This window comes from Nocardia sp. NBC_01388 (assembly GCF_045040085.1).
Classification (GTDB): Bacteria; Actinomycetota; Actinomycetes; order Mycobacteriales; family Mycobacteriaceae; genus Nocardia.
This window is the reverse complement of record NZ_CP109553.1, coordinates 2,666,723-2,688,031: the sequence shown is the minus strand read 5'-3', so window position 1 is coordinate 2,688,031 and position 21,309 is coordinate 2,666,723. Positions and strand designations below refer to the sequence as shown.

Annotated in this window: 21 protein-coding genes and 1 pseudogene; 16 read left to right on the top strand and 6 right to left on the bottom strand. The window is 64.3% G+C overall.

Annotated features, from left to right (window positions below):
- Positions 1-4: 4 nt before the first annotated feature.
- The 3 genes from OG716_RS13115 to OG716_RS13105 are packed head-to-tail and all read left to right on the top strand — an operon-like array spanning position 5 to position 3,323.
- A complete protein-coding gene (locus OG716_RS13115; protein WP_405137920.1) occupies positions 5-1,567 on the top strand; it encodes an LVIVD repeat-containing protein in 1,563 nt (520 codons plus the stop codon).
- Positions 1,564-2,205 carry a DUF305 domain-containing protein gene (locus OG716_RS13110; RefSeq protein WP_405137919.1) on the top strand — a complete coding sequence of 214 codons (642 nt, stop codon included), beginning with the start codon at positions 1,564-1,566 and terminating at the stop codon, positions 2,203-2,205. The genes OG716_RS13115 and OG716_RS13110 overlap by 4 nt, the downstream gene beginning before the upstream one ends.
- Before the next feature lie 53 nt (positions 2,206-2,258).
- On the top strand, positions 2,259-3,323 hold the full coding sequence (locus tag OG716_RS13105) for a dihydrodipicolinate reductase (RefSeq protein WP_405137918.1): 1,065 nt from the start codon (positions 2,259-2,261) through the stop codon (positions 3,321-3,323).
- 104 nt (positions 3,324-3,427) lie between these two features.
- Here OG716_RS13105 and OG716_RS13100 read toward each other — a convergent pair whose 3' ends face one another.
- The 3 genes from OG716_RS13100 to OG716_RS13090 are packed head-to-tail and all read right to left on the bottom strand — an operon-like array spanning position 3,428 to position 7,132.
- Positions 3,428-5,122, bottom strand: coding sequence for a nitric oxide reductase activation protein NorD (locus OG716_RS13100; RefSeq protein ID WP_405137917.1), 1,695 nt, complete (start codon positions 5,120-5,122; stop codon positions 3,428-3,430).
- Positions 5,119-5,958 (bottom strand): CbbQ/NirQ/NorQ/GpvN family protein, encoded by an 840-nt coding sequence (locus tag OG716_RS13095; RefSeq protein ID WP_405137916.1) that lies wholly within the window; start codon positions 5,956-5,958, stop codon positions 5,119-5,121. The genes OG716_RS13100 and OG716_RS13095 overlap by 4 nt, the downstream gene beginning before the upstream one ends.
- A gap of 1 nt (position 5,959) precedes the next feature.
- Complete coding sequence (locus OG716_RS13090) at positions 5,960-7,132, bottom strand: spirocyclase AveC family protein (RefSeq protein ID WP_405137915.1); 1,173 nt, start codon at positions 7,130-7,132, stop codon at positions 5,960-5,962.
- Positions 7,133-7,282: 150 nt separating this feature from the next.
- Between OG716_RS13090 and OG716_RS13085 the strand changes: the two genes are divergently transcribed.
- Positions 7,283-7,912 carry a TetR/AcrR family transcriptional regulator gene (locus tag OG716_RS13085; RefSeq protein ID WP_405137914.1) on the top strand — a complete coding sequence of 210 codons (630 nt, stop codon included), beginning with the start codon at positions 7,283-7,285 and terminating at the stop codon, positions 7,910-7,912.
- Positions 7,913-7,940: 28 nt separating this feature from the next.
- On the opposite strand, the pseudogene OG716_RS13080 reads toward OG716_RS13085, so the two are convergent.
- Positions 7,941-8,072, bottom strand: a pseudogene (locus OG716_RS13080) (twin-arginine translocation pathway signal); the annotation flags it as partial.
- Positions 8,073-8,080: 8 nt separating this feature from the next.
- On the bottom strand, positions 8,081-8,680 hold the full coding sequence (locus tag OG716_RS13075) for a TetR/AcrR family transcriptional regulator (protein ID WP_405137913.1): 600 nt from the start codon (positions 8,678-8,680) through the stop codon (positions 8,081-8,083).
- A 244-nt stretch (positions 8,681-8,924) separates the two neighbouring features.
- On the opposite strand from OG716_RS13075, the gene OG716_RS13070 reads away from it, so the two are divergent.
- The 12 genes from OG716_RS13070 to OG716_RS13015 all read left to right on the top strand — a co-directional run bounded on the left by OG716_RS13070 (position 8,925) and on the right by OG716_RS13015 (position 20,073).
- Positions 8,925-9,710, top strand: coding sequence for an SDR family NAD(P)-dependent oxidoreductase (locus OG716_RS13070; RefSeq protein WP_405137912.1), 786 nt, complete (start codon positions 8,925-8,927; stop codon positions 9,708-9,710).
- A gap of 32 nt (positions 9,711-9,742) precedes the next feature.
- Positions 9,743-11,029, top strand: coding sequence for an aromatic ring-hydroxylating dioxygenase subunit alpha (locus OG716_RS13065; RefSeq protein WP_405137911.1), 1,287 nt, complete (start codon positions 9,743-9,745; stop codon positions 11,027-11,029).
- A complete protein-coding gene (locus tag OG716_RS13060; protein ID WP_405137910.1) occupies positions 11,026-11,361 on the top strand; it encodes a hypothetical protein in 336 nt (111 codons plus the stop codon). Before OG716_RS13065 ends, OG716_RS13060 begins: the two co-directional genes overlap by 4 nt.
- Positions 11,358-12,197 (top strand): TauD/TfdA dioxygenase family protein, encoded by an 840-nt coding sequence (locus OG716_RS13055; protein ID WP_405137909.1) that lies wholly within the window; start codon positions 11,358-11,360, stop codon positions 12,195-12,197. Before OG716_RS13060 ends, OG716_RS13055 begins: the two co-directional genes overlap by 4 nt.
- 37 nt (positions 12,198-12,234) lie before the next feature.
- The gene (locus OG716_RS13050; RefSeq protein ID WP_405137908.1) at positions 12,235-13,506 is read left to right on the top strand and encodes an aromatic ring-hydroxylating dioxygenase subunit alpha; all 1,272 of its coding nucleotides are present in this window, start codon (positions 12,235-12,237) and stop codon (positions 13,504-13,506) included.
- Between the two features lie 26 nt (positions 13,507-13,532).
- Positions 13,533-13,868: a hypothetical protein gene (locus tag OG716_RS13045; protein ID WP_405139659.1), complete on the top strand. Its 336-nt coding sequence runs from the start codon at positions 13,533-13,535 to the stop codon at positions 13,866-13,868.
- Positions 13,865-15,118, top strand: a complete 1,254-nt coding sequence (locus tag OG716_RS13040) for an amidohydrolase family protein (RefSeq protein WP_405137907.1) — start codon at positions 13,865-13,867, stop codon at positions 15,116-15,118. Before OG716_RS13045 ends, OG716_RS13040 begins: the two co-directional genes overlap by 4 nt.
- A gap of 9 nt (positions 15,119-15,127) precedes the next feature.
- The gene (locus OG716_RS13035; protein WP_405137906.1) at positions 15,128-16,579 is read left to right on the top strand and encodes an aldehyde dehydrogenase; all 1,452 of its coding nucleotides are present in this window, start codon (positions 15,128-15,130) and stop codon (positions 16,577-16,579) included.
- 295 nt (positions 16,580-16,874) lie between these two features.
- Positions 16,875-17,369 (top strand): hypothetical protein, encoded by a 495-nt coding sequence (locus tag OG716_RS13030; protein WP_405139657.1) that lies wholly within the window; start codon positions 16,875-16,877, stop codon positions 17,367-17,369.
- A 133-nt stretch (positions 17,370-17,502) separates the two neighbouring features.
- The gene (locus tag OG716_RS13025) at positions 17,503-17,691 is read left to right on the top strand and encodes a ferredoxin (RefSeq protein WP_405137905.1); all 189 of its coding nucleotides are present in this window, start codon (positions 17,503-17,505) and stop codon (positions 17,689-17,691) included.
- A gap of 217 nt (positions 17,692-17,908) precedes the next feature.
- Complete coding sequence (locus tag OG716_RS13020) at positions 17,909-19,186, top strand: cytochrome P450 (RefSeq protein WP_405137904.1); 1,278 nt, start codon at positions 17,909-17,911, stop codon at positions 19,184-19,186.
- A 50-nt stretch (positions 19,187-19,236) separates the two neighbouring features.
- The gene (locus tag OG716_RS13015; protein ID WP_405137903.1) at positions 19,237-20,073 is read left to right on the top strand and encodes a mycofactocin-coupled SDR family oxidoreductase; all 837 of its coding nucleotides are present in this window, start codon (positions 19,237-19,239) and stop codon (positions 20,071-20,073) included.
- 80 nt (positions 20,074-20,153) lie between these two features.
- On the opposite strand, the gene OG716_RS13010 is transcribed toward OG716_RS13015, so the two are convergent.
- Positions 20,154-21,296 carry a thiolase family protein gene (locus OG716_RS13010; RefSeq protein WP_405137902.1) on the bottom strand — a complete coding sequence of 381 codons (1,143 nt, stop codon included), beginning with the start codon at positions 21,294-21,296 and terminating at the stop codon, positions 20,154-20,156.
- Between the last annotated feature and the right edge of the window lie 13 nt (positions 21,297-21,309).

Below are 21,309 nucleotides of genomic sequence, written 5' to 3'. Positions count from 1 at the left end.
AACAATGACTTCAGTTCTCGTTCAATTGCGACGGGCGGCCGCGTTCATGTCGGCGGCCACTTTGATTCCGGCCGTGATGGTGGCCGCGCCGGCGCCCTCGGCGTTCGCCGATGTTCAAGTTGTGCAGGACATCTCGCGATCCACGGCGGCCCGGGCGACGTGCGATTCGGGCTCGTCGCCAGAAACCGGAGTACAAGGTGATGTACCGGCTGCCGACCGCGACAGCGGCCGCAGCACCCAGGGTTACCACTGCAATATCACCAGCATTGGAAGTTACGCCGGAAACGGCGGGGGAGTGGTTTCGGCCAGTCTCGATTCCTGCGTGTACATCGGCAGTTTCTTTCCCGGCAGCCTGACCGGTCCGGCGGTCGGGGTGCAGGTGCTCGATGTCTCCGACCCGCGAAATCCGGTGCTGGCCGGTACTTTGACCGAACCGGCGATGCTGGCGGGCACTTGGGAATCACTGAAGGTCAACAGCGCTCGCAAACTGCTGGTCGCGGCAGGCGTCCCCATCCTCACCGGTGCCGGGCTGCTGTCGATCTACGACATCTCCGACTGCAAGCATCCCCGGCTGCTCAATCCGGGGCCGGGAAGCACACTGTCGATGCCGCTGCCGATCACCGCGCACGAGGGCGGGTTCTCTCCGGATGGGAACACCTACTGGTCTTCCGGAACCGCACCCGGTCTGGTCAGCGCCGTCGATCTCACCGACCCCGCACAGCCGCGGGTGGTGTGGCAGGGGTTGCCCGGTCCGTCGATGCACGGCATGGGATTCAGCGCCGACGGAAACCGTATGTATCTGGCGAACAATCTAGGCGGGATGTCGATCTTGGATACCTCCGCGGTGCAGCGGCGCGATCCCAATCCGGTCGTACCCGTGCTCTCGGAGACGACCTGGACCGATGGCTGGGCAACACAGCACGCCGTCCCGGTGACCTACGGCGGTAAGCCGTATCTGTTCACCCCCAACGAAGCCGGTTCCGGTGGAGTCAAAGTCATCGATGTCTCCGATGACGCACATCCGCGGATCGTCAATTCGATCAAACTCGAGATCGACCTTCCCGAGAACGCCGACACGGCGCTGGCATCGAGCATGGGCGGCGGCATATTTTCCTACGATCCGCACTACTGCACCGCCGACCGGCCCGCCGACCCGACCGCCCTGGCCTGTGCCTGGTTCTCCTCCGGAATCCGCGTTTTCGATGTGCGAGATCCACTCCATATTCGCGAGATCGGCTACTACAACCCGCCGGCACATACGAACGACAATGACGGACTGGGCAACTCGCCCCACAAACTGGTCTCGGTCATCGGCGCGCCGGTACTGAGTGCGCCTGCACTGCTGCGGGCCGTCACCAGTGGCGTGTTCGATCCGGCTCAGGCGGCCGGGCCCCGCACCGGCAAGGTGCTGTTCGGTGACCTGTCGGCCGACTGGTGCTCGTCCCCGCCGCGCTGGCAGGGCAGGCAGTTGTGGGTCAGCTGCACCGATAACACCTATATGACCCTGGAGCTCGACCCGGACGCATATTCAGCGCCTGTCGATCAGCAAACCACGGTCGGATCGTGAATCACCGCAACGGAATTCTCGTCGCAGCGTTCCTGTGCCTGGCGCCGCTGCTGGTTGTGCTGGGGGTGGCGGCCCGCCCCGTCCTCATCGAGGACCCACGCGCGCCGATCCTGAACTCGGTCGAAATCGGATTCGCTCAGGACATGCTCGCGCATCACAGCCAGGCGCTGATCATGGTCGCGCGGCTCGATCCGGGAGTCGATCCCACCATCCGCGCGCTCGCGCAACGCATCGATGCCGCCCAGCGTGGCGAGATCGGCGAATTGACCGGCTGGTTGCGGCTTTCCGGCGCGACGACGATCAATCCCGATCCCATGGCATGGATGCGGCACGACGCTATGGCTGACCATCAGCACGGCGCGGCGGCCACCGAGACCACCGGCACCGGCGTCATGCCGGGCATGGCAACACAGGTGGAACTCGATGCCCTGACTGCTGCTCGCGGTCCGGCGGCCGGCGAGTTGTTTCTTCGGATGATGGAGCGCCATCACTACGGCGGTATCCAAATGGCCCGTGCCGCCGACGCATTGCTCGAGAGCGGAGTGGTCAAACAAACCGCTCGCGACATGATGAGCACCGAAGGACAGGAGGCCGGAGTCATGGGGCTGATGCTCACTTCGTTGAGCGCGCTTCGTTGATGCGGGCTCAGGCGTGAGTTCTTCTTCTCGCGCTTCGAATTTCAGGAGGAAGAATGTCCAACCCACGAATCTATCGGGTCGTTCAGTGGACAACCGGCAATGTAGGTAAAAGCTCGGTGCGTGCGATCGCGGCCAATCCAGGGCTGGAGCTCATCGGCTGTTATGCGTGGTCACCGGACAAGGTGGGACGCGATGTCGGTGAGCTGTGCGGTATCGATCCCCTGGGCGTCACCGCTACCGACGATATCGACGCGCTGCTGGCACTGAAACCGGATTGCATTGTCTACAACCCGATGTGGATCGATACCGGGGAACTGGTCCGCATTCTGTCCGCGGGTATCGACGTCGTCGCCACCGCATCCTTCATCACCGGCCATAACCAGGGCGAGGGGCGGGATCGGATCGCCGAGGCATGTAAGCGTGGCGAGGCGACCATATTCGGTTCCGGCATCAGCCCGGGCTATATCAACCTCATGGCCATCCTGTCCGCCGGCATCTGCGACCGGGTCGACAAGGTCACCGTGTACGAGGCCGCCGACACGACGTTCTACGACTCGCCCGAGACCGAGAAGCCGGTCGGATTCGGACGGCCCATCGACGACCCGGAACTCCCGGCCTTGACCGCCTCGGGAACCGGCGTCTTCGGGGAGGCGGTGCGGCTGATCGGCGACGCACTCGGCGTCGACTTGGACGACGTCCGATGTGATGCCGAATATGCCGAGACCACAGCCGATCTCGATCTCGGATCCTGGACGATCCCGGCCGGATGCGTTGCCGGAGTACACGTCCGCTGGAAGGGCTCGGTCGCGGGTAAGACCATCGTCGAGATCGATATCCGCTGGCGCAAGGGACAGACCTTGCAGCCGGACTGGAAGATCGATCAGGACGGCTGGGTATTGCAGGTCGATGGTCGTCCGACGGTGAAGAACGTCATCAGCTTCCTGCCGCCCCCGGACTTCCAGGCCGAGACGATCGCCGACTTCATGACTCTCGGCCACGTCATGACCGCCATGCCGGTCATCAATGCGATCCCCGCTGTCGTGGCTGCCCCGTCCGGCATCGCAACCTACAACGACCTGCCCTTCATCATGCCGCAGGGGCTGGTGCCGCGCAGCTAGGTTCGCTCCAGCGAAAAAGGCCCCACCCCAACGGTTTCCCGATGTGGGTGGGGCTTTGCTCGAAGCGCTGAGGTCGGCGCGGCGGCTGTAGCACTATCAGGCTCTCACGCGCGCAATGCTCTCGGTGCGCTGAGTTCGCGCAGGGAGGACAGGAACAACTCGTCCATCTGCGGGCTCAGTTCGGCGAGGGTGGCGGCCCCGGCGTGCGAGGCGGAGCCGAAGACGCGTTCGAGTTCTTCGGTGGCCGTGGTCGCGCCGATCGAAAGGCACAGGCAGGCAACACCATCCGCGCGCAATTCCTCGAGGGCCTTGTATGCGTCGGCTTCGGCGTACCGGCCCTCGTATCCGTCGTCGTAGGGAACGCCGTCGGAAAGCACCAGCAGCAGCCGGTTCTGGGTGCCGGCCTCCTTTTTCAGAATCTCTCCCGCACCGCGGATACCGGCGCCCAGTCGCGTGTAGTTCGATGGCTGGAGTTGATTGAGCCGTGCTCGCCCGATCGCTCCGAAACGCTGATCGAACGTCTTGATCGCCGGCAGATGCACCGCGTGCCGCCCCTGGGAGCGGAATGCGTACACAGCGACGCGGTCACCGAGTTCTTCGAGCGTCAGAGCCAGGGTGGCGGCCGCGCGTCGCTGATGATCGTGGACCGCCAGGCCCTCCGGATCGGTATCGGTGGCCGATCCGGAGGCATCGAGCAGAATCAGCACGCCGAGATTGCGGGTGAGTTTGCGATGTTCGAGGTAGACATTCTCCGGCCGGGAGTAACCCGAACGCAGATCGACGAACAGATCGATCAGCGCCTCGATGTCGAGATCGTCCCCGTCGGGCCGGCCACGCAAAACCTTGGGGCCGAGCCCGACCCGAGCCAGGCGCCGTCGCAGGACGTCATCGGCGGGAACTCCCGCGGCGGACATGTCCGCGGCGACCGTGAGCGGAAAGTCGATGACCCGGCACCATTCGGGCCGATACCGATTGTTGTGCACGTCCCACTCCGGATGCAGCGCCCCGCCCACACCCGCGGCCGCGCCGGGCTTGCTGTCATCGCTGAACCGGATCTGGATCGGCAGCGGCCGGGCATCGGGGCCGACCATCCGCGCGCGCCGCACGGCACGCACCTGTGCCTCGGCCCCGGCGCCGCCGTCCGAGGCCGAGCGCGAGCTGCCGAGCCGTTTCCGGAGCTGATCCATCAGGCTCTGGGAGCTGAAGAGCGGGTTCTCGAACAGCTTGAGGATCTTGCTCTCCCCGGACCGCTCATCATCGCCATCGTCCTGGGTCTCGGGCACGTCGAGCGGATCGAATTCCAGGTGCAGTTCCCTGGCAGTGGGCGCCGCGCCCGGTCCCGCCACCGCCGCGAGCAACCGTGACGGTCTGATGGCCCCGAACCACTCCGGTGGATCGGCGACTTTCGCTCGGCCCCTGGCCCTTTCGAGTGATTCACCGATACTCGCCGGGTGCGCACCCGCCTCCGTCACCAGCGCGGCCGCGAGTGGGAGCCGTTCGGCGAGCCCGGTGAGCACCCGGCGTCCCTCCAGCGCCAGATAGCGGCGCGCGATCGCGGGGCGGGCACGTAATGCTTTGACCCACTGCTGATCCAGGCTTCCCGCACCGAGCAGTGCGCTCTGGACCAGCATCTCGCGCCGCTGCTCCTCGAGTGACCGTCCGGCCGAGACGAATACGACCTGACCGTTCGTATGCGCCGGCTCACCCGGCGCGGCCTCCGCGATCTCCACCGACCTGCCGGCCACGAAGGTGGCCAGCAGGCGAAATCGCTCGAAGCTGTGCGAATCGGAAGCGTTCATGACTGTGGCAGGACGGCATCGGCCAATTCACCCAGAGCGCGCACGACATCCCGATCGTCGGACAGCACCTGCACGATGGCGGACTGGATCGCGCTGCGCAGGCTCAACCCGCCGGCGACCAGGCCGCCGGCGAGGATCAGCATTCGGGTCGAGGACACCTCACGCAGCGGAGAACCATCGAGGTTCCGGATGGCGTTGCCCAGGGTCACCAGCGCACTCGCCGTCTCGGTACCGATCCCGGCCTCATGGGCTACCACTTCGGTTTCGATTGCCGCGGAAGGGAAGTCGAGTTCGATCGCGACGAAACGCTGACGTGTGGACTCCTTCAGATTCTTCAGGACGCTCTGGTAGCCGGGGTTGTAGGAGATCACCAGCTGGAACCCTGCCGCCGCCTTCAGGGTGGTGCCGAGCCGGTCGACGGGAAGTTCGCGGCGATGGTCGGCGAGCGGATGAATGACCACGGTGGTGTCCTGACGCGCCTCTACCACCTCGTCCAGGTAGCAGATGGCGCCCTCGCGTACTGCTCGGGTCAGCGGCCCGTCCACCCAGACGGTGTCCCCGCCCTTGAGCAAGAAGCGCCCGACCAAGTCCGCGGAGGTCAAATCCTCATGTCCGGCGACGGTGATGAGTTCACGGCCGAGCTCATCGGCCATGGCCTCCACGAAACGGGTCTTCCCACATCCGGTGGGGCCCTTCAGGAGTACCGGCAGGCCGCGCCGGGACGCCGCGCGAAAGACGTCTACCTCGTTGCCCACCGTCTTGTAGAACGGCGACGTCTCCCACTCGGCGGGAACCGTGGTTTCGGAATCGGTCGTGTCGGGTTGGCTGATCAGCATTTCAGTGTCCTCGATCGAAGGGAACGACCTTCGGGAGCTCTACGCCCTTGGGCAGCACGAGCTTTCCGTTCGGATCGATGTAGCCGGTGTCCTTGCCGGGTATCGGCAGATTCGGGTCGGGGCACAGCCGCCCGGTCCCTTCTCCGCAGATGCCCATATCGAAGTACGAGCGCTTCTGGATATCGGCCGGCCAGGGATCGGTGTGCATGGCGAACCACTGCGCGGGAATGTTGTAGCAGACGAAGAAGAAGATGCTGCACGCCGCGAAGATCGCCAGGAAACGGGTGAACTGCTGCCGCACGAATCCACCCTGGATGCGATCGAGCCCCCGTTCGACGAAGGTCCGGCCGCGATCGTCGGTGAAATAGCGCAGCGAGCACAGGCCCGCCTGGACGCCACCCCACATGACGCCTTCGTAGAGCGGCCACTGATAGTAGGTTCCGGCATTGAGCGACAGGGAGCGGATTGCGCCGGGATAGGTGAAGAGCCCCATCGGCATCAGGAACAGACCCTCGATGATGAAGTCGAAGAAGAATGTCCAGACGAGCAGGATACCGATCAATCCGGCATTGCTGATGTTCGGCCATTTCGCCTTGGCCTTACGCATGATCCAGCATCCCAGGATCGTGCACAGGAGAATTCCGTACGAATATCCCGGCGCATTCATCAGGATCGGTTCCGCCATCATGTGGCCCGGCGCCCCGAACGATCGCCAGCCTGGAACATCGAGAACCCATGAGCCCCGGTTGAACATCCACGTGTTGTAGGTACTCCAGGTGTTGAAGTAGTTCAGCAGCGGATCTTGGAAGAACAACAGGCCGCAGGCCACCAGGAGCATGCCGTCTGTCGTGATCCGGCGTTCGCGCCGCCACGGCCTGATGATGAAGAAATAGATGCCGACCGGCAGGCCGATCAGGATGACGGTCGTCCAGACGATGAGGATCGTCTTCATCAATATCGGTGGATCGCTGGGACCGGTCGGCACCCGCTCGAAATTGGGTCCGATCATCCACCGGATCCAGACATACAGCTGGAAGGCGAGAATTGCGCCGCCGATTATGGCCCAAATCCGGACCGGTTTGCTTTTCGCCTGAACCTGGGCGCCGAGCGAGGCGGTATCGCCGAGCGGCTCGGTGACGTAGGGAGCGGTCTTCTTGCTCGACAGTTCCGTCATGAAACTGCCTCCTTACTGAATCGACGTAACACATCGCTCGCTCAACCGCTCGGACACGGGATGCGGATCGGCGATGAGTACGACGTCAATATACCAGCGGGTATCTAAGAATCCAATGAGGTTCTAAGATCCTCTGTTAGACTCGCCGACATGGTTGAGCGGTGGACTGCGGAGCGACGATTGGCGTACACGCGATCGCTGCTGCTCGATGCCGCGGAGGCGGTGTTCGCCGAAAAAGGTTTCACCGCAGCCACTCTCGATGACATCGCGCATACTGCGGGGTATACGAAGGGCGCCATCTACAAGCACTTCACCACCAAGGAAGACCTGTTCCTGGCGGTGAGTGACCGGTACTGGCGTCGCTACTTCGACACATTCGCGGAACTGCTGTCTGCGGTGCGCGAGGTGGGTGCGCGCGAACTCGACGACATCGCTCAGCGGTGGCGCCAACTCGGTAGTGACCGCGGCGCCGAACAGGCTGCGCTGGGCCATGAGTTCACCCTGTACCTGCTGCGCAATCCCGAGGTGCGTGATCGGGTCGCGAGCAAGAGGCTGCAGGTCGTGCAGGAACTGGCGGAGTTCATCGTCGAGGGCCTCGAGCGGATCGGTGGGACCCTGCTGATCGCGCCGCTGACCTTCGCGCATGTACTGATCGCCACCTGCGACTCCGTGGTGCTGGGCAGTCAGCTCAATGATGTCGATCTGTACCGTCCGGCCCTCGAGATGTACCTGTCGGTCATCAAACTGCCCGGCACACATCCGTTCCCCGGCGAGAGCTGAGTGTTCGCCTGCGGGGAACAAGGTCTCGCTACACCGGGTCGAAGGACGAGATCAACCAGGACGCATGAACTCTGGTCAGGATGACCCGCACACCGCTGGCGGTTATGGCTGGATCGGGCTGCTCGGAGCTGGTCGTGGTCTGATTGACGAACACCAAAACCCGCCGGCTCACTGTGGGTTCGGCCGGCGCTCGCCTTCGAGGTCCCGCAGGTAGGTCTCGATCAGTTCGATGGTCTCGTCGTGGCAGGTGTCGATACCGAAGGCTTCCTCCATGCGCAGGAAGCGGGAGATGCTGGACATGAGCAGAACCAGCGCGCCGGGGGTGTAGGGGCGCGTCTGCGCGCCGTATCGGGCGAGGATCTCCGAGACCGCGGCCAGTTGCAGCGCGCGAAATCGTTTGGAGGACTCGGTGATTTCGACGCGGATAGCTTTTCGATGGTTGGCCAGCGCCACGAATTCCATGGTCAGTGCCGTGTGGGACTGGTCGTGGATGGATTCCCACAGCGCCCACAGCGGCTGCGGGGAGTTCAGTGCTTCGAGCTGATGCGCATAGCTGCGATCGGCTCCGCGCCGGAACAACTCGACGAACAGATTGTCCATATTGCCGAAGTAGTAGTACACCAGCGCCGAATTGGCAGAGGCCAGTGCGGCGATGCGGCGGGTACTGACCGCGGCGTAGCCCTCCTCGAGCATGATCTGCTGCGCCGCGTCCAGCAGTGCGGCTCGCGTGGTCACGCTGTCGGCGGTGGCGCCGCGCTCGGACTTCATGTGTGAGGCCTCCTGGATGCTGTGCCGACTCACCCTACGGGTGGGTCGGTGACCGGTCCTCCCCGCGCGTTTAGCGAGGTCGTTTCCGGCGGTGTCTTGACAGTTGCGAATCCGCTGCCGTATATCTTAATCACTCGCTTAATTAATCACTCGATTAAGGCCCTGGAGCAGGGCGTCGTCCCTGATCCGCCGCCGCGACGGCCCGGTGCCGCACGGCCGATCGAAGAATGTGGTGTTGCCTGTGATGACTTCCTCGAAGCCTCCTTCCGATCAGCGCCGCTCCGGCGTCGCGCGGGTCGCGGTGGTGACCGGTGGCGCATCGGGGATGGGGCTGTCCATCTGCCGATCGTTCGCCGAGAACGGTGACCGCGTCGCGGTCCTCGATATCGATGCCGCCGCCACCCAGCGCGCCGCGGAGCAATTGCGCGCCGAGGGCGGCGCCGCGATGGCGTGCGAGGTCGACGTCACCGACCGGGCCGCGGTGCAGGAGGCCCTGCGCAAGGTCCGCGCGGAGTTCGGGCCCGTCGAAATCCTGGTCACCAGTGCGGGTTTGGTGGGGTTCGCGCCGTTCACCGAGATTTCCCCGCAGGCGTGGCAGCGCGTGGTCGATGTGAATCTCAACGGTGTCTTCCACTGCGTGCAAGCCGCGATCGGGGACATGCTGGCGGCCGGATGGGGTCGGATCGTGACGATCTCGTCCTCGAGCGCGCAACGCGGTTCGCCGGGAATGATCCATTACACCGCGGCCAAGGGGGCGGTGGTCGCGATGACCAAAGGCCTGGCACGCGAGTACGCGGCACGCGGGATCACCGTCAACACCATTCCGCCCTCGGGAATCGATACGCCGATGTCGCGGAATTCGCAGGCGGCCGGGAACCTGCCCGACAACGCCACTATGGCCCGGGCGATCCCGGTCGGGCATCTGGGCACGGGCGAGGACATCGCGGCCGCATGCGTATTCCTGTGCTCGGAACAGGCCGGATACATCACCGGTCAGGTTCTCGGCGTGAACGGCGGGTCGGTGATATGAGCACACAACCGGAAACGGAGGATCGATCGATCGTGAGCCAATCGACCGTCAGGCAATGGCCCAGGCCCGCCGAGGGCAGTTGGACAGAACACTATCCCGAACTGGGTACCTCCATGATGTCGTTCGAGGATTCGGTGTCGCCGGAATTCTTCGAACTCGAGCGGGACGCTATCTTCAAACGCGCGTGGCTGAATGTCGGGCGCGTGGAACAGGTTCCGCGCACCGGAAGCTATTTCACCAAGGAACTCGAGGTGGCGCGCACGTCGCTCATCGTCGTACGTGATCGCGACGGGGAGATCAACGCCTTCCACAATGTCTGCCGCCATCGCGGGAACAAGCTGGTGTGGAACGATTTTCCGCGCGAGGAGACCTCCGGAACCTGCCGGCAGTTCACCTGCAAGTACCACGGCTGGCGCTATGGGCTCGACGGCTCGCTGGCCTTCGTGCAGCAGGAAGGGGAATTCTTCGATCTCGACACCGAGAAGCTGGGCCTGGCGAAAGTGCACTGCGAGGTGTGGTCCGGGTTCATCTTCGTGAATCTCGCGGCCGAACCGCGCCAGACCCTGCGCGAATTCCTCGGTCCGATGATCACAGATCTGGACGGCTACCCCTTCGGCAAGATGACGGAGTGGTACGAGTTCACGGCCGATAATCACAGCAACTGGAAACTGTTCGCCGACGCCTTCCAGGAGTACTACCACGTGCCGGGGCTGCATTCGCAGCAGATTCCCAGTGCGGTCCGCACTCCCGGCAAGGGTTTCGAATGCGCGCATTTCCAAATCGGCGGTCCGCATCGAATGGTCTCCACCGGCGGCGCACGCCGCTGGACCCTGCCGGCGGAGTTCATGTATCCGATCGAGCGCATCACCCGCAGCGGCCTGGTGGGTCCGTGGGAATCACCCGAATTGGGCGACCCGCCAACGGGTCTCAACCCCGGACGGGTCGAGCCGTGGGGGATCGACAACTTCCAGATCTTCCCGAATATCGAAATTCTCATCTACCGCGGCTGGTATCTGCTCTACCGCTACTGGCCGACCTCGTACAACACCCATCGATTCGAGGGCATGCTGTGCTTCCAGCCCGCACGCACGGTGCGCGAACGGGTGGAGCACGAGGTCGCCTCGGTGGTGTTCAAGGAGTTCGCGCTGCAGGACGCCGGCATGCTGACCGGCACCCAGACCGCGCTGGAATCGGCGTACCGCACCGCGGGATTGACCAGCTTCCCGGTCAACGACCAGGAAATCCTGGTCAAGCATTTCCACAAGGCCGTCGCCGACTGGGTCGATGAGCACCTGCGCGAACAGGAGGCGCGGCGATGAGCGGCCCACTGCTACCGCCGGCTTTCGCCGATCTCGAGGGGTTCGCCGAAACCTGGTGCCTGCCTACCGAAACCGAACGCTACGCCCGCCGGATAAGCAGCTCCATGCCGGAGCTGATCACGTTCTACGACGCCTTCTTCCCACGTCTGGAAGAAGCCATCTCCTACTGCGACAAGTTCCCGCTCGACGATCTGCCCGAGGACGCCCTGGCGCTGCTGCGGTTGATCTACTCGCTGGTCATGGTCGCCATGGCGGTCGAAATCTTTCAGCAGCCCACGCCGGTCGACAGTGCCGACGCCGAACTCGAACGGATCAAGGAGCCGCACCCGTGACCATCACCATAGACAAGCTCGGACACGAGGTGGGCGCCGAGATCACCGGCCTCGATCCGGCGCGGCTGCTGTCGGACGACTCGATCCCCGCCGCCGTCATGGGAGCCCTGGAAGAGCACGGTGTGCTCGTGTTCCGGGATCTGCACCTGGATCCGGAAACCCAGGTCGCCTTCTGCCGCAAGCTCGGCGAGGTGGACACCTCTCCCGGTCACCATCCGGTCGAGGGCATCTACCGGGTCAGTCTCGACACCACCAAGAACTCCTCGGCCGGTTATCTGCGCGCCACCTTCGACTGGCATATCGACGGCTGCACCCCCGAGGACGACGCCTACCCGCAGATGGCCACGATGCTCACCGCCAAGGCGGTGGCCGCCAGCGGCGGTGAGACCGAATTCGCGAGCACCTACAAGGCTTACGAGAATCTCGCCCCCCAGGAGAAGCTCTCGCTGGCCCCGTTGCGCGTAGTGCATTCGCTCGAGGCATCTCAGCGCCTGGTCACGCCCGATCCCACGCCAGAGCAACTGGCGGCTTGGCGCAAGCGCCCCACCAAGGAACATCCGCTGATCTGGACCCATAAATCCGGGCGGCGCTCGCTGGTGCTCGGCGCATCGACCGACCACGTTATCGGGATGGCAGGGGACCGTAGCCGTGCAGTGCTGGATGGCCTGCTGGCGCGCTGCACGGCGGCCCCGCGTGTCTACACACACGAGTGGTCCGTCGGGGACACCGTGATCTGGGACAACCGTGGCGTCATCCATCGGGCCGCTCCCTATCCGACCGACTCCCCCCGAGAGATGTTGCGCACCACCGTGCTCGGCGAGGAACCGATCCGGTAGCAGCGGCCCGTCACCCATTCATACCCCAGGAGTACTCATGCCTCGTTGGCCCAAGCCCGCCGAGGGCAGCTGGACGCAGCACTATCCCGAACTGAGCACCGAGCCGATGTCCTACGAGGACTCGATCGCTCCGGAATTCTTCGAACTCGAGCGAGACGCGATCTTCAAACGCGCGTGGCTCCATGTCGGGCGCATCGAACAACTACCGCGCACCGGAAGCTATTTCACGAAGGAGATTCACGCCGCCCACACCTCGGTGATCATCTCGCGTGATCGGGACGGCGAGATCAACGCCTTCCACAATATCTGCCGCCATCGCGGGAACAAGCTGGTGTGGAACGATTTTCCGCGCGAGGAGACCTCCGGAACCTGCCGGCAGTTCACCTGCAAGTACCACGGCTGGCGCTATGGGCTCGACGGCTCGCTGGCGTTCGTGCAGCAGGAGGAGGAATTCTTCGACCTCGACAAGAGCAGTCTCGGACTCGCGAAGGTGCACTGCGAGGTGTGGTCGGGATTCATCTTCGTGAACCTCGCGGCCGAACCGCGGCAATCCCTGCGAGAGTTCCTGGGCCCCATGGTCACCGGGCTCGAGGGGTATCCCTTCGACAAGCTGACCGAGCGCTATTCCTACAAATCGGAGGTCGGCGCCAACTGGAAGCTGTACATGGACGCTTTCCAGGAGTTCTATCACGCGCCGATTCTGCACGGGAAACAAACTCCGGACAATTTCTCGATCGCCGCGCAGCAGGCGGGTTTCGAGGCGCCCCACTATCAGCTCGACGGTCCGCACCGTCTGGTCAGCACCTCCGGGGTGGTCACCTGGGAGCTCGATCCCTCGATGCGCAAACCGATGGAGGACATCACCCGCGGTGGGCTCTTCGGGCCTTGGGACACACCGGATCTGGGGGAGATGCCCGCGGGTCTCAATCCGGCCGGCTGCGAGCCGTGGGGTTTGGATTCGTTCCAGCTGTGGCCGAACTTCGTGATCCTCATCTGGTCCGGCGGGTGGTATCTGACCTATCAATACTGGCCGACCTCCCATAACACCCACATCTTCGAGGGCAATCTCTATTTCCCGCCGGCCCGCACCCCGCGCGACCGGATCGCACAGGAGATGTCCGCGCTGACCTTCAAGGAATACGGACTCCAGGACGCGTCCACGTTGGAAGCGACCCAGATGATGCTCGAATCGCGTGCGGTCAGCACCTTTCAACTCAACGACCAGGAAATTCTGCTGCGGCACCTGCACAAGGTGGCCGCCGACTGGGTCGGCGACTATCAGCGCGAGCGCGCGGAGGCCCGGCAGTGAGCGATGCGACCATGAGCGAAGAAACCATGACCGAACCACTGTTGCCCGGCGAATTCGCGGATCTGGAGCCGTACGCGACGGTGTGGTGCCTGGCCGGGGAACCCGAACGCTACGACCGGCGCCTGGCCAGTTCCATGGCCGATATGCAGCGGTTCTACGACGCGATCACGCCCCGGGCCGAGGCCGCGATCGCCTACTGTGACAAATTCCCGCTCGAAGACCTGCCCGAGGACGCCAAAAACCTGATGTACCTGCTGTATTCGATGATCATGGTGTCCTTCCCGGTGGAGGTGTGGCGCCAGCCGCGGATACCTGATTCGGGATCCTCCACACTGACCTGCGTCATCGAGCCGACCCTGTGAGCGAGAACATCACGGTCCTGCGTGCCGCGCGCTGGGTCGACGTCGACACCGGGCAGGTGCACACCCCTGCGGTCATCGTCATCGAAGGCAACCTGATCAGCGCCGTCGATCCCACGCGGCTGCCGCTCGATGCCGAGGTTATCGAGCTGGGCGACGTGACACTGCTGCCCGGATTGATGGATATGGAGATCAATCTGCTCATCGGCGGACCCGACACTCCCACGGGACTGCCCAATCCCATGCACGGGGTGCAGGACGACCCGGTGTATCGGACGCTGCGGGCCACCATGAACGCGCGCACCACGCTGCACGCGGGATTCACCACCGTGCGCAATCTCGGTTTGATGGTCAAAACCGGCGGCTATCTGCTGGACGTCGATCTGGGACGCGCGATCGAGCAGGGCTGGGTCGAGGGCCCGCGCATTGTCGGTGCGGGACATGCCATCACACCGACCGGCGGCCACCTCGACCCGACGATGTTCCAGCGGCTCGCACCCCACATCATGCCTCTGAGCGTGGAGGAGGGCCGTGCCAACGGCGTCCCGCAGGTGCGTGAATCGGTGCGCTACCAGATCAAGTACGGTGCCGGAGTCATCAAGATCTCTGCCTCCGGTGGGGTGATGTCGCACGGTACCGTCGCCGGTGCGCAGCAGTACTCCGACGAGGAACTCGTGGCGATCGTGGACGAAGCCCATCGCGCCGGGGTCCGGGTCGCGGCGCACGCTCATGGTGACGCCGGTATCCGAGCCTGCATCAACGCGGGCGTGGACTGCATCGAGCACGGCTCACTGGCCAGCGACGACACCATCGCCATGATGGTCGAGCACGGCACCTTCCTGGTGCCGACCAGCTATCTGTCCGAGGGGCTCGATGTCTCCAAAGCCGCTCCCGCACTGCAGAAGAAGGCCGCCGAGGTCTTTCCGCGGGCACGGGAGACGCTGCGTAAGGCGATCCGGGCCGGAGTCAAAATCGCCTGCGGCACAGACGCTCCCGCGGTGCCGCACGGTGACAATGCCAAAGAGCTCTGGGCGCTCGTCGACCGCGGGATGACACCCCTGCAAGCCCTGCGGGCGGCGACCGTCACCGCCGCGGAACTGCTGGATGTCGATGACCGCGGCCGGCTCGCACCCGGGCTGCTCGCCGACATCATCGCGGTACCGGGTGATCCCACCGCTGATATCACCACCGTCCAGGACGTCCGCTTCGTCATGAAGGACGGCCGGATCCACAAGCACATCCCGTCCGTATGAGGTAACCAGATGCGCGGTACAGACAAGCTTTTCATCGGCAACGAATGGGTCGTTCCCAGCGCCACCGGCACGATCGAGGTGATCTCGCCACACACCGAACAGCCGATCGCACGGGTTCCGGCACCCGGTCCCGCGGACGTCGATCGTGCGGTCTCGGCCGCCCGCGCGGCCTTCGACACCGGACCGTGGCCGCGCCTGGACCCGGGTGAGCGCGTGGCGCTGGTGCGCAGGCTGGCTGAGTTCTACAGCACCCGCGTGGACGATATCGCCGAGTTGATCACCACGGAAATGGGTGCGCCGCTGACCTTCTCGCGCTCGGCGCACGCGCGGCTGCCCGGGGCGATGATTCGCGCCTTCGCCGATATCGCCGCAGAATACCCGTGGAGCGAGTCCCGGCCGGGCTTCCTCGGCTCGGACGTACTGGTATGCAAGCGACCGGTCGGTGTGATCGGCGCGATCATTCCCTGGAATATGCCGATGTTCCTGACGGTGGCCAAACTGATTCCCGCCCTGCTGGCCGGATGCACCATCGTGCTCAAACCGTCCCCGGAGACTCCGCTGGACGCGAACCTCATGGCCGAGCTGATCGAACAGGTCGGTCTGCCACCGGGGGTGGTCAGCGTGCTGCCCGGCGACCGCGAGGCCGGCCGGTATCTGGTCTCGCACCCGGGCGTGGACAAGGTGTCGTTCACCGGATCCACCGCCGCGGGAAGACAAGTCGCCGAAGCATGTGGATCCGCGCTGCGCAAGGTCGGTCTCGAACTGGGTGGCAAATCCGCCGCGGTGGTCCTGGACGATGCCGACCCGCAGGACTTCGCGACCGGTATGATCGTGGCCGGCCTGATGAACAGCGGCCAGGCCTGCGTCGCGCAGACCCGGATTCTGCTGCCCCGCAGCCGCTATGGCGAATTCGTCGACGCACTGGTCAGCATGATCGAAAAGCTCACCGTGGGAGACCCTTTCGATGCGGCGACCCAGATCGGTCCCATGGTTTCGCACCGTCAGCAGCAGCGCGTGCGCGGATACATCGAGCAGGGACAGCGCGAAGGCGCTCGGCTGTTGGTCGGTGGAACCAGCCTGCCCGACGGCATCGAGACTGGCTGGTATGTCCGCCCGACGCTGTTCGTCGATGTGGACAATGCCATGCGCATCGCACAGGAGGAGATCTTCGGGCCGGTGCTGAGCGTGCTGCCCTATGACGACGACGCACATGCCGTCCGGCTCGCCGACGCCACCGAATATGGCCTGTCCGGCTCGGTCTGGACCCCCGATATCGACCGAGGTCTGGCGGTGGCCCGCCGGATCCGCACGGGAACCCTCGGTATCAATCAGCCCTACAGCATGGATCCCTTCGCACCCTTCGGTGGTGTGAAGAGCAGCGGTATCGGCCGCGAGTTCGGCCGCGAAGGGCTCGATGGTTTCCTGGACACCACCTCGATTTCGATCCGATCCGCACCCTGAGATGTGACGGCCCGAGTGGGGTCGAAGGCCCGGCGAAAGGCCACCGTTAGTGGGAGCGTGTCGTGATTGTTTCTCTTGTTGACCTTCTGCCGAACCCGGTGTTAAGTAAATCACGCTATAGCCCAGCACGCGGTCTGATATCCGTTTCAGGAGATTCTCATTTCCGCTGATATCGACCCAGCTCATCGATGAGATGGAGACTCACATGGCTACCCGATTGGTGAACTCCTTTGCGCCGCAGGAAGACGACATGGCGTCGGTGAATGCTGCGCTGGAGTACGTTCAGGCCCGCGAGCTGCGCTATCGCCTGGCGATTCTGGGTCCGAATCCGCTGGCGGTGGTGCGCAATGCGGGCGGCTGGATCTTCGACCGGGTACTGGCGGGGTGGGAGGTGTGGGTCGTGGTGGCCGAATGCGACGATCCCCGCCCGGTCCAGATTCTCGGTGCGGAGGTGCTGGGGCTCGAATCCTGCCTGAACTCCAATCCGGAGGCGCGGCCGCACTCGCTCGCTGTGGACACGGCGCTGTTCGATACCGACGCGCGCATCAGGTCCGGTCTGCTGGACAGCCTCGACGCCGCGCAGTTCGAAGTCGCCCTGTGGGGCGAGCAGTGGCCCGCGGAACTCGATTGTCGCGTCGGGAGTCCGGTGCAGTACCGGATGAGTTCCGCTGCAAGGGCTTTCAAGCAGCGGGCGTATTCGGCCGCGCTGTTATCGGATCCGGTGGGCACCGTGGAGACTTTCCGTGTCGGATCGCCTTCCCTGGCCGCCGATCTGCTTCCCTCCTGTTGATCGCACCGGCCCTTCGGCGTTGACGCGCAGCCCACTGTGTGGAACTCTCACACTCGAATATGAGAGTGTAATTCTCGCACACGGTCGCCGCAAGGCCGCAGTGCTGCGGGGACGGCGCGGAGGAGGGTGTTCTGTGAAGGTCAGCATCGATACGGATCGTTGTCGTGGCTTCGGTGTTTGTGTGTCGCTGTGCCCGGAGGTGTTCACCCTCACCGACTATGGCTACTCCGAGGTGAAGGTGGAGGATGTGCCCACTGAACTGCAGGGCGCGGTGACCGAGGCCGTGCAGGCGTGCCCGGAGCATGCGATCGAACATACGTGAGGCCCTGAGGTCTGGGTTTTCCTCCGGCATCCGGCCGGGACGGCACGCCGTCCCGGCCGTTTTTATGTGCCTATCGGCGGGTTATGGGCTGGTCGGGCCCTGTTTTTCTGTGCTCGGCGCGGTGTCGCTACGCCTTGCGAGAATGCTATTCTCAACTGAGAAGATGAGGGTTACCATAAATTCGAATCTCCCTTACCGATGGCAGGAGCTGCCCAGGATGACTGATTTCGACACAGTCGACTACTTCACGGACCAGGCGTTGGTTCCCGATCCCCATCCGTATTACGACCACCTGCGCGCGCAATGCCCGGTGACCCCGCTGCCGCACCGCGGGGTATACGCGGTGACGGGATACGAGGAAACGGCCGAGGTGACGAAGGATGCGGGCACGTTCTCGTCGATCATCGCCGTCGGCGGCCCGTTCCCGCCCCTGCCGTTCGAGGTCGAGGGCGATGATCTGGGTGAGCTGATCGACCGGCATCGGGACAAGATGCCGATGTTCGAGCACATGGTGACCATGGACCCGCCGCAGCACACGAACGCGCGGTCGGTGCTGAACCGGTTGCTCACCCCCGCACGCCTGAAGGAGAACGAGGAGTTCATGTGGCGGCTGGCCGACCAGCAGCTGGACGAATTCCTCGCCGACGGGAACTGTGAATTCGGCGCCGCGTACGCCAAGCCTTTCTCGCTGCTGGTGGTCGCCGACGTGCTCGGAGTTCCGGAGGAGGATCACCAGAAGTTCCGGGTCGTGCTGGGTGCGGACCGGCCGGGGTCGCAGGTCGGCGCGCTGACCGACGACACGTTGTCGAGCAATCCGCTGGCGTGGCTGGACGACAAATTCTCCTCCTATATCGAGGAGCGCCGCGCCGCGCCGCGTGATGATGTGCTCACCCAGTTGGCGCTGGCGAAGTATCCGGACGGATCGACACCCGAGGTCATCGACGTGGTGCGTTCTGCGACCTTCCTTTTCGCAGCAGGGCAGGAGACCACGGCCAAACTGCTGACCTCCGGTATTCGGTTCCTGGCCGACAATCCGGAGATCCAGCAGCAGCTGCGTGCGGATCGCAGCAAGATTCCGTTCTTCGTCGAGGAGACGCTGCGGATGGAGGCTCCGGTGAAGAGCATGTTCCGCTTGGCGAAGAAGGCCGGGCAGGTGGGCGGGGTGGACGTGCCGATCGGCACCACGGTCATGATCTGCCCCGGTGCCGCCAACCGCGATCCCCGGCGCTTCGAGGATCCGCACGAATTCCGCCTCGATCGCCCGAATGCCCGGGAGCACATCGCCTTCGGGCGCGGTGCGCACACCTGCCCCGGCGGCCCGCTGGCTCGTGTGGAGGGACGGGTGTCCTTCACCCGGATTCTGGACCGCATGCTCGACATTCGCATCGACGAGAAGCAGCACGGTCCCGCCGGCGCGCGCAGCTACGACTACGAGCCCACCTACATTCTGCGCGGGCTTCAGAAACTTCACATCGAATACACCACCGAGGCTTGAGTTTCACACTCCGGCAAGTCAATTCGGCGACACAATGAATAGAGGAACCAATGACCGGACGGGTCGAAGGAAAGGTCGCATTCATCACGGGTGCGGCGCGTGGTCAAGGCCGCAGTCATGCGGTGCGATTGGCGCAGGAGGGTGCGGACATCATCGCGGTCGATGTCTGTAAGCAGCTCGACAATGTGCCGTTCGCGATGTCCACGCCCGAAGATCTCGCGACCACCGCGGAACTGGTCAAAGCCGAGGGCCGGCGTGTCGTCACCGCCGAGGTCGATGTGCGTGAGTACGCGGCGCTGAAGGCGGCGGTGGACAGTGGCGTCGAACAGCTCGGGCGATTGGACATCGTGGTCGCCAATGCCGGGATCGGCAACGAGGGCGGACAGCTGAGCGAACTCGACGAAACCCTCTGGCAGGACATGATCGACGTCAATCTCGGAGGTGTCTGGAAGAGCGTGAAAGCCGCTATCCCGCACCTGGTCTCGGGTGAGCGAGGTGGTTCGATCATTCTCACCAGTTCGGTCGGTGGTCTCAAGGCCTACCCGAATGTCGGGCATTACGTCGCGGCCAAGCACGGCGTGGTCGGTCTGATGCGCACCTTCGCGGTCGAGCTGGGGCACCATGCGATTCGCGTCAACTCGGTGCATCCGACGCATGTGAATACCCCCATGGTCATGAACGAGGGCACCTATAAGCTCTTCCGCCCGGACCTGGAGAACCCGGGTCCGGCCGACCTCGAACCCATCTGCCGGATGTTCCACGTCCTGCCCGTGCCGTGGGTGGAGTCGGTCGACATCAGCAACGCGGTGTTGTTCCTGGCCTCCGACGAATCGCGCTACGTCACCGGTGTCCCGCTGCCGATCGATGCGGGGAGCATGCTCAAATAGCCTGCGCTACTGCAGTATTGAACAACGCTGCCGCCGCCCGGAATGGGGCGGCGGCAGCGTCGTGTAGTGCCGGGGCGGGCTCAGAGGGACAGAATCGATGCCGCGGCAGTGCCGGGCGCACCGTAGACCTGCGCGTAACCGACCTTGGGCTTACCCGGTACCTGATGATCGCCCGCCTGGCCGCGCAATTGCAGCACCAGTTCGTAGACCTGGCGAATACCGGACGCGCCGATCGGTTCGCCGTTGGCGATGAGGCCGCCGTCGGTATTGACGGGCAGTCGTCCGCCGATCTCGGTGGCTCCCTCGGCGATCAGCTTCTCCTGGTCGCCGTCCGCGCAGAAGCCGTTCTCGGCCATATGGATCACCTCGGCGCCGGCATCGGTGTCCTGGAGCTGGATGACGTCGACGTCCTCCGGGCCGATGCCCGCGGCCGCATAGGCGTCGCGGGAAGCGTAGACGGTAGGTGAGACATCCTCGTCGACGGCGGCCCAGGTGCTGTGCACCTCATAGGCCCCGTACCTGCGGGTCCGGATCGCGGAGGACCGCAGGTACACCGGGGTGGAGGTGTAGCGCTTGGCGATGTCGGCGCGGCACATGATGACAGCGGCGGCCCCCTCGTCGGGGGTGCAGAACATGTAGTGCGTCAGCGGATAGTTCAGCATCGGCGAGTTCAGGATCTCGTCCTCGCCGATCGGCTTGCGCCGGAACGCATTCGGGTTGAGCGCCCCGTTGCGGTAGTTCTTCGCGGCGACCTTGGCGAGGGTCCGCTGGGAAATGCCGTGGTCCTGAAGGTACCGGTTCGCCTTGATGCCGAAGAACTTCGTGGTGACGAACTGCCCGTTCTCGGCGTACCACCCGGGCAGGCCGAGTTTGGCCGGGTCGTCGGTGAAGGCGCCGCGGGGATGCTTGTCCATGCCGATCGCGATGCCGACGTCGTAGCGGCCCGAGCGGATCGACTCGGCGGTCTGCTCGATCGAGCTGGCCGCGGTGGCGCAGGCATTGAACACATTGGTGAACGGGATCCCGGTGAGCCCGACCAGGCGGGTGACGGCATCGGGGTTGCTCACCTCGTAACTGCCCCCGAATCCGAATTGAATGTCTTTCCAGGCGATTCCGGCATCGGTGAGGGCGGCCTGGATGGCCTCCGCACCCATTTCCATCGCTGTCTTGGGGAAACGGCCGAACGGGTGGATACCGATGCCGATGATGGCAACGTCGTTCATGGGGATACTCCTC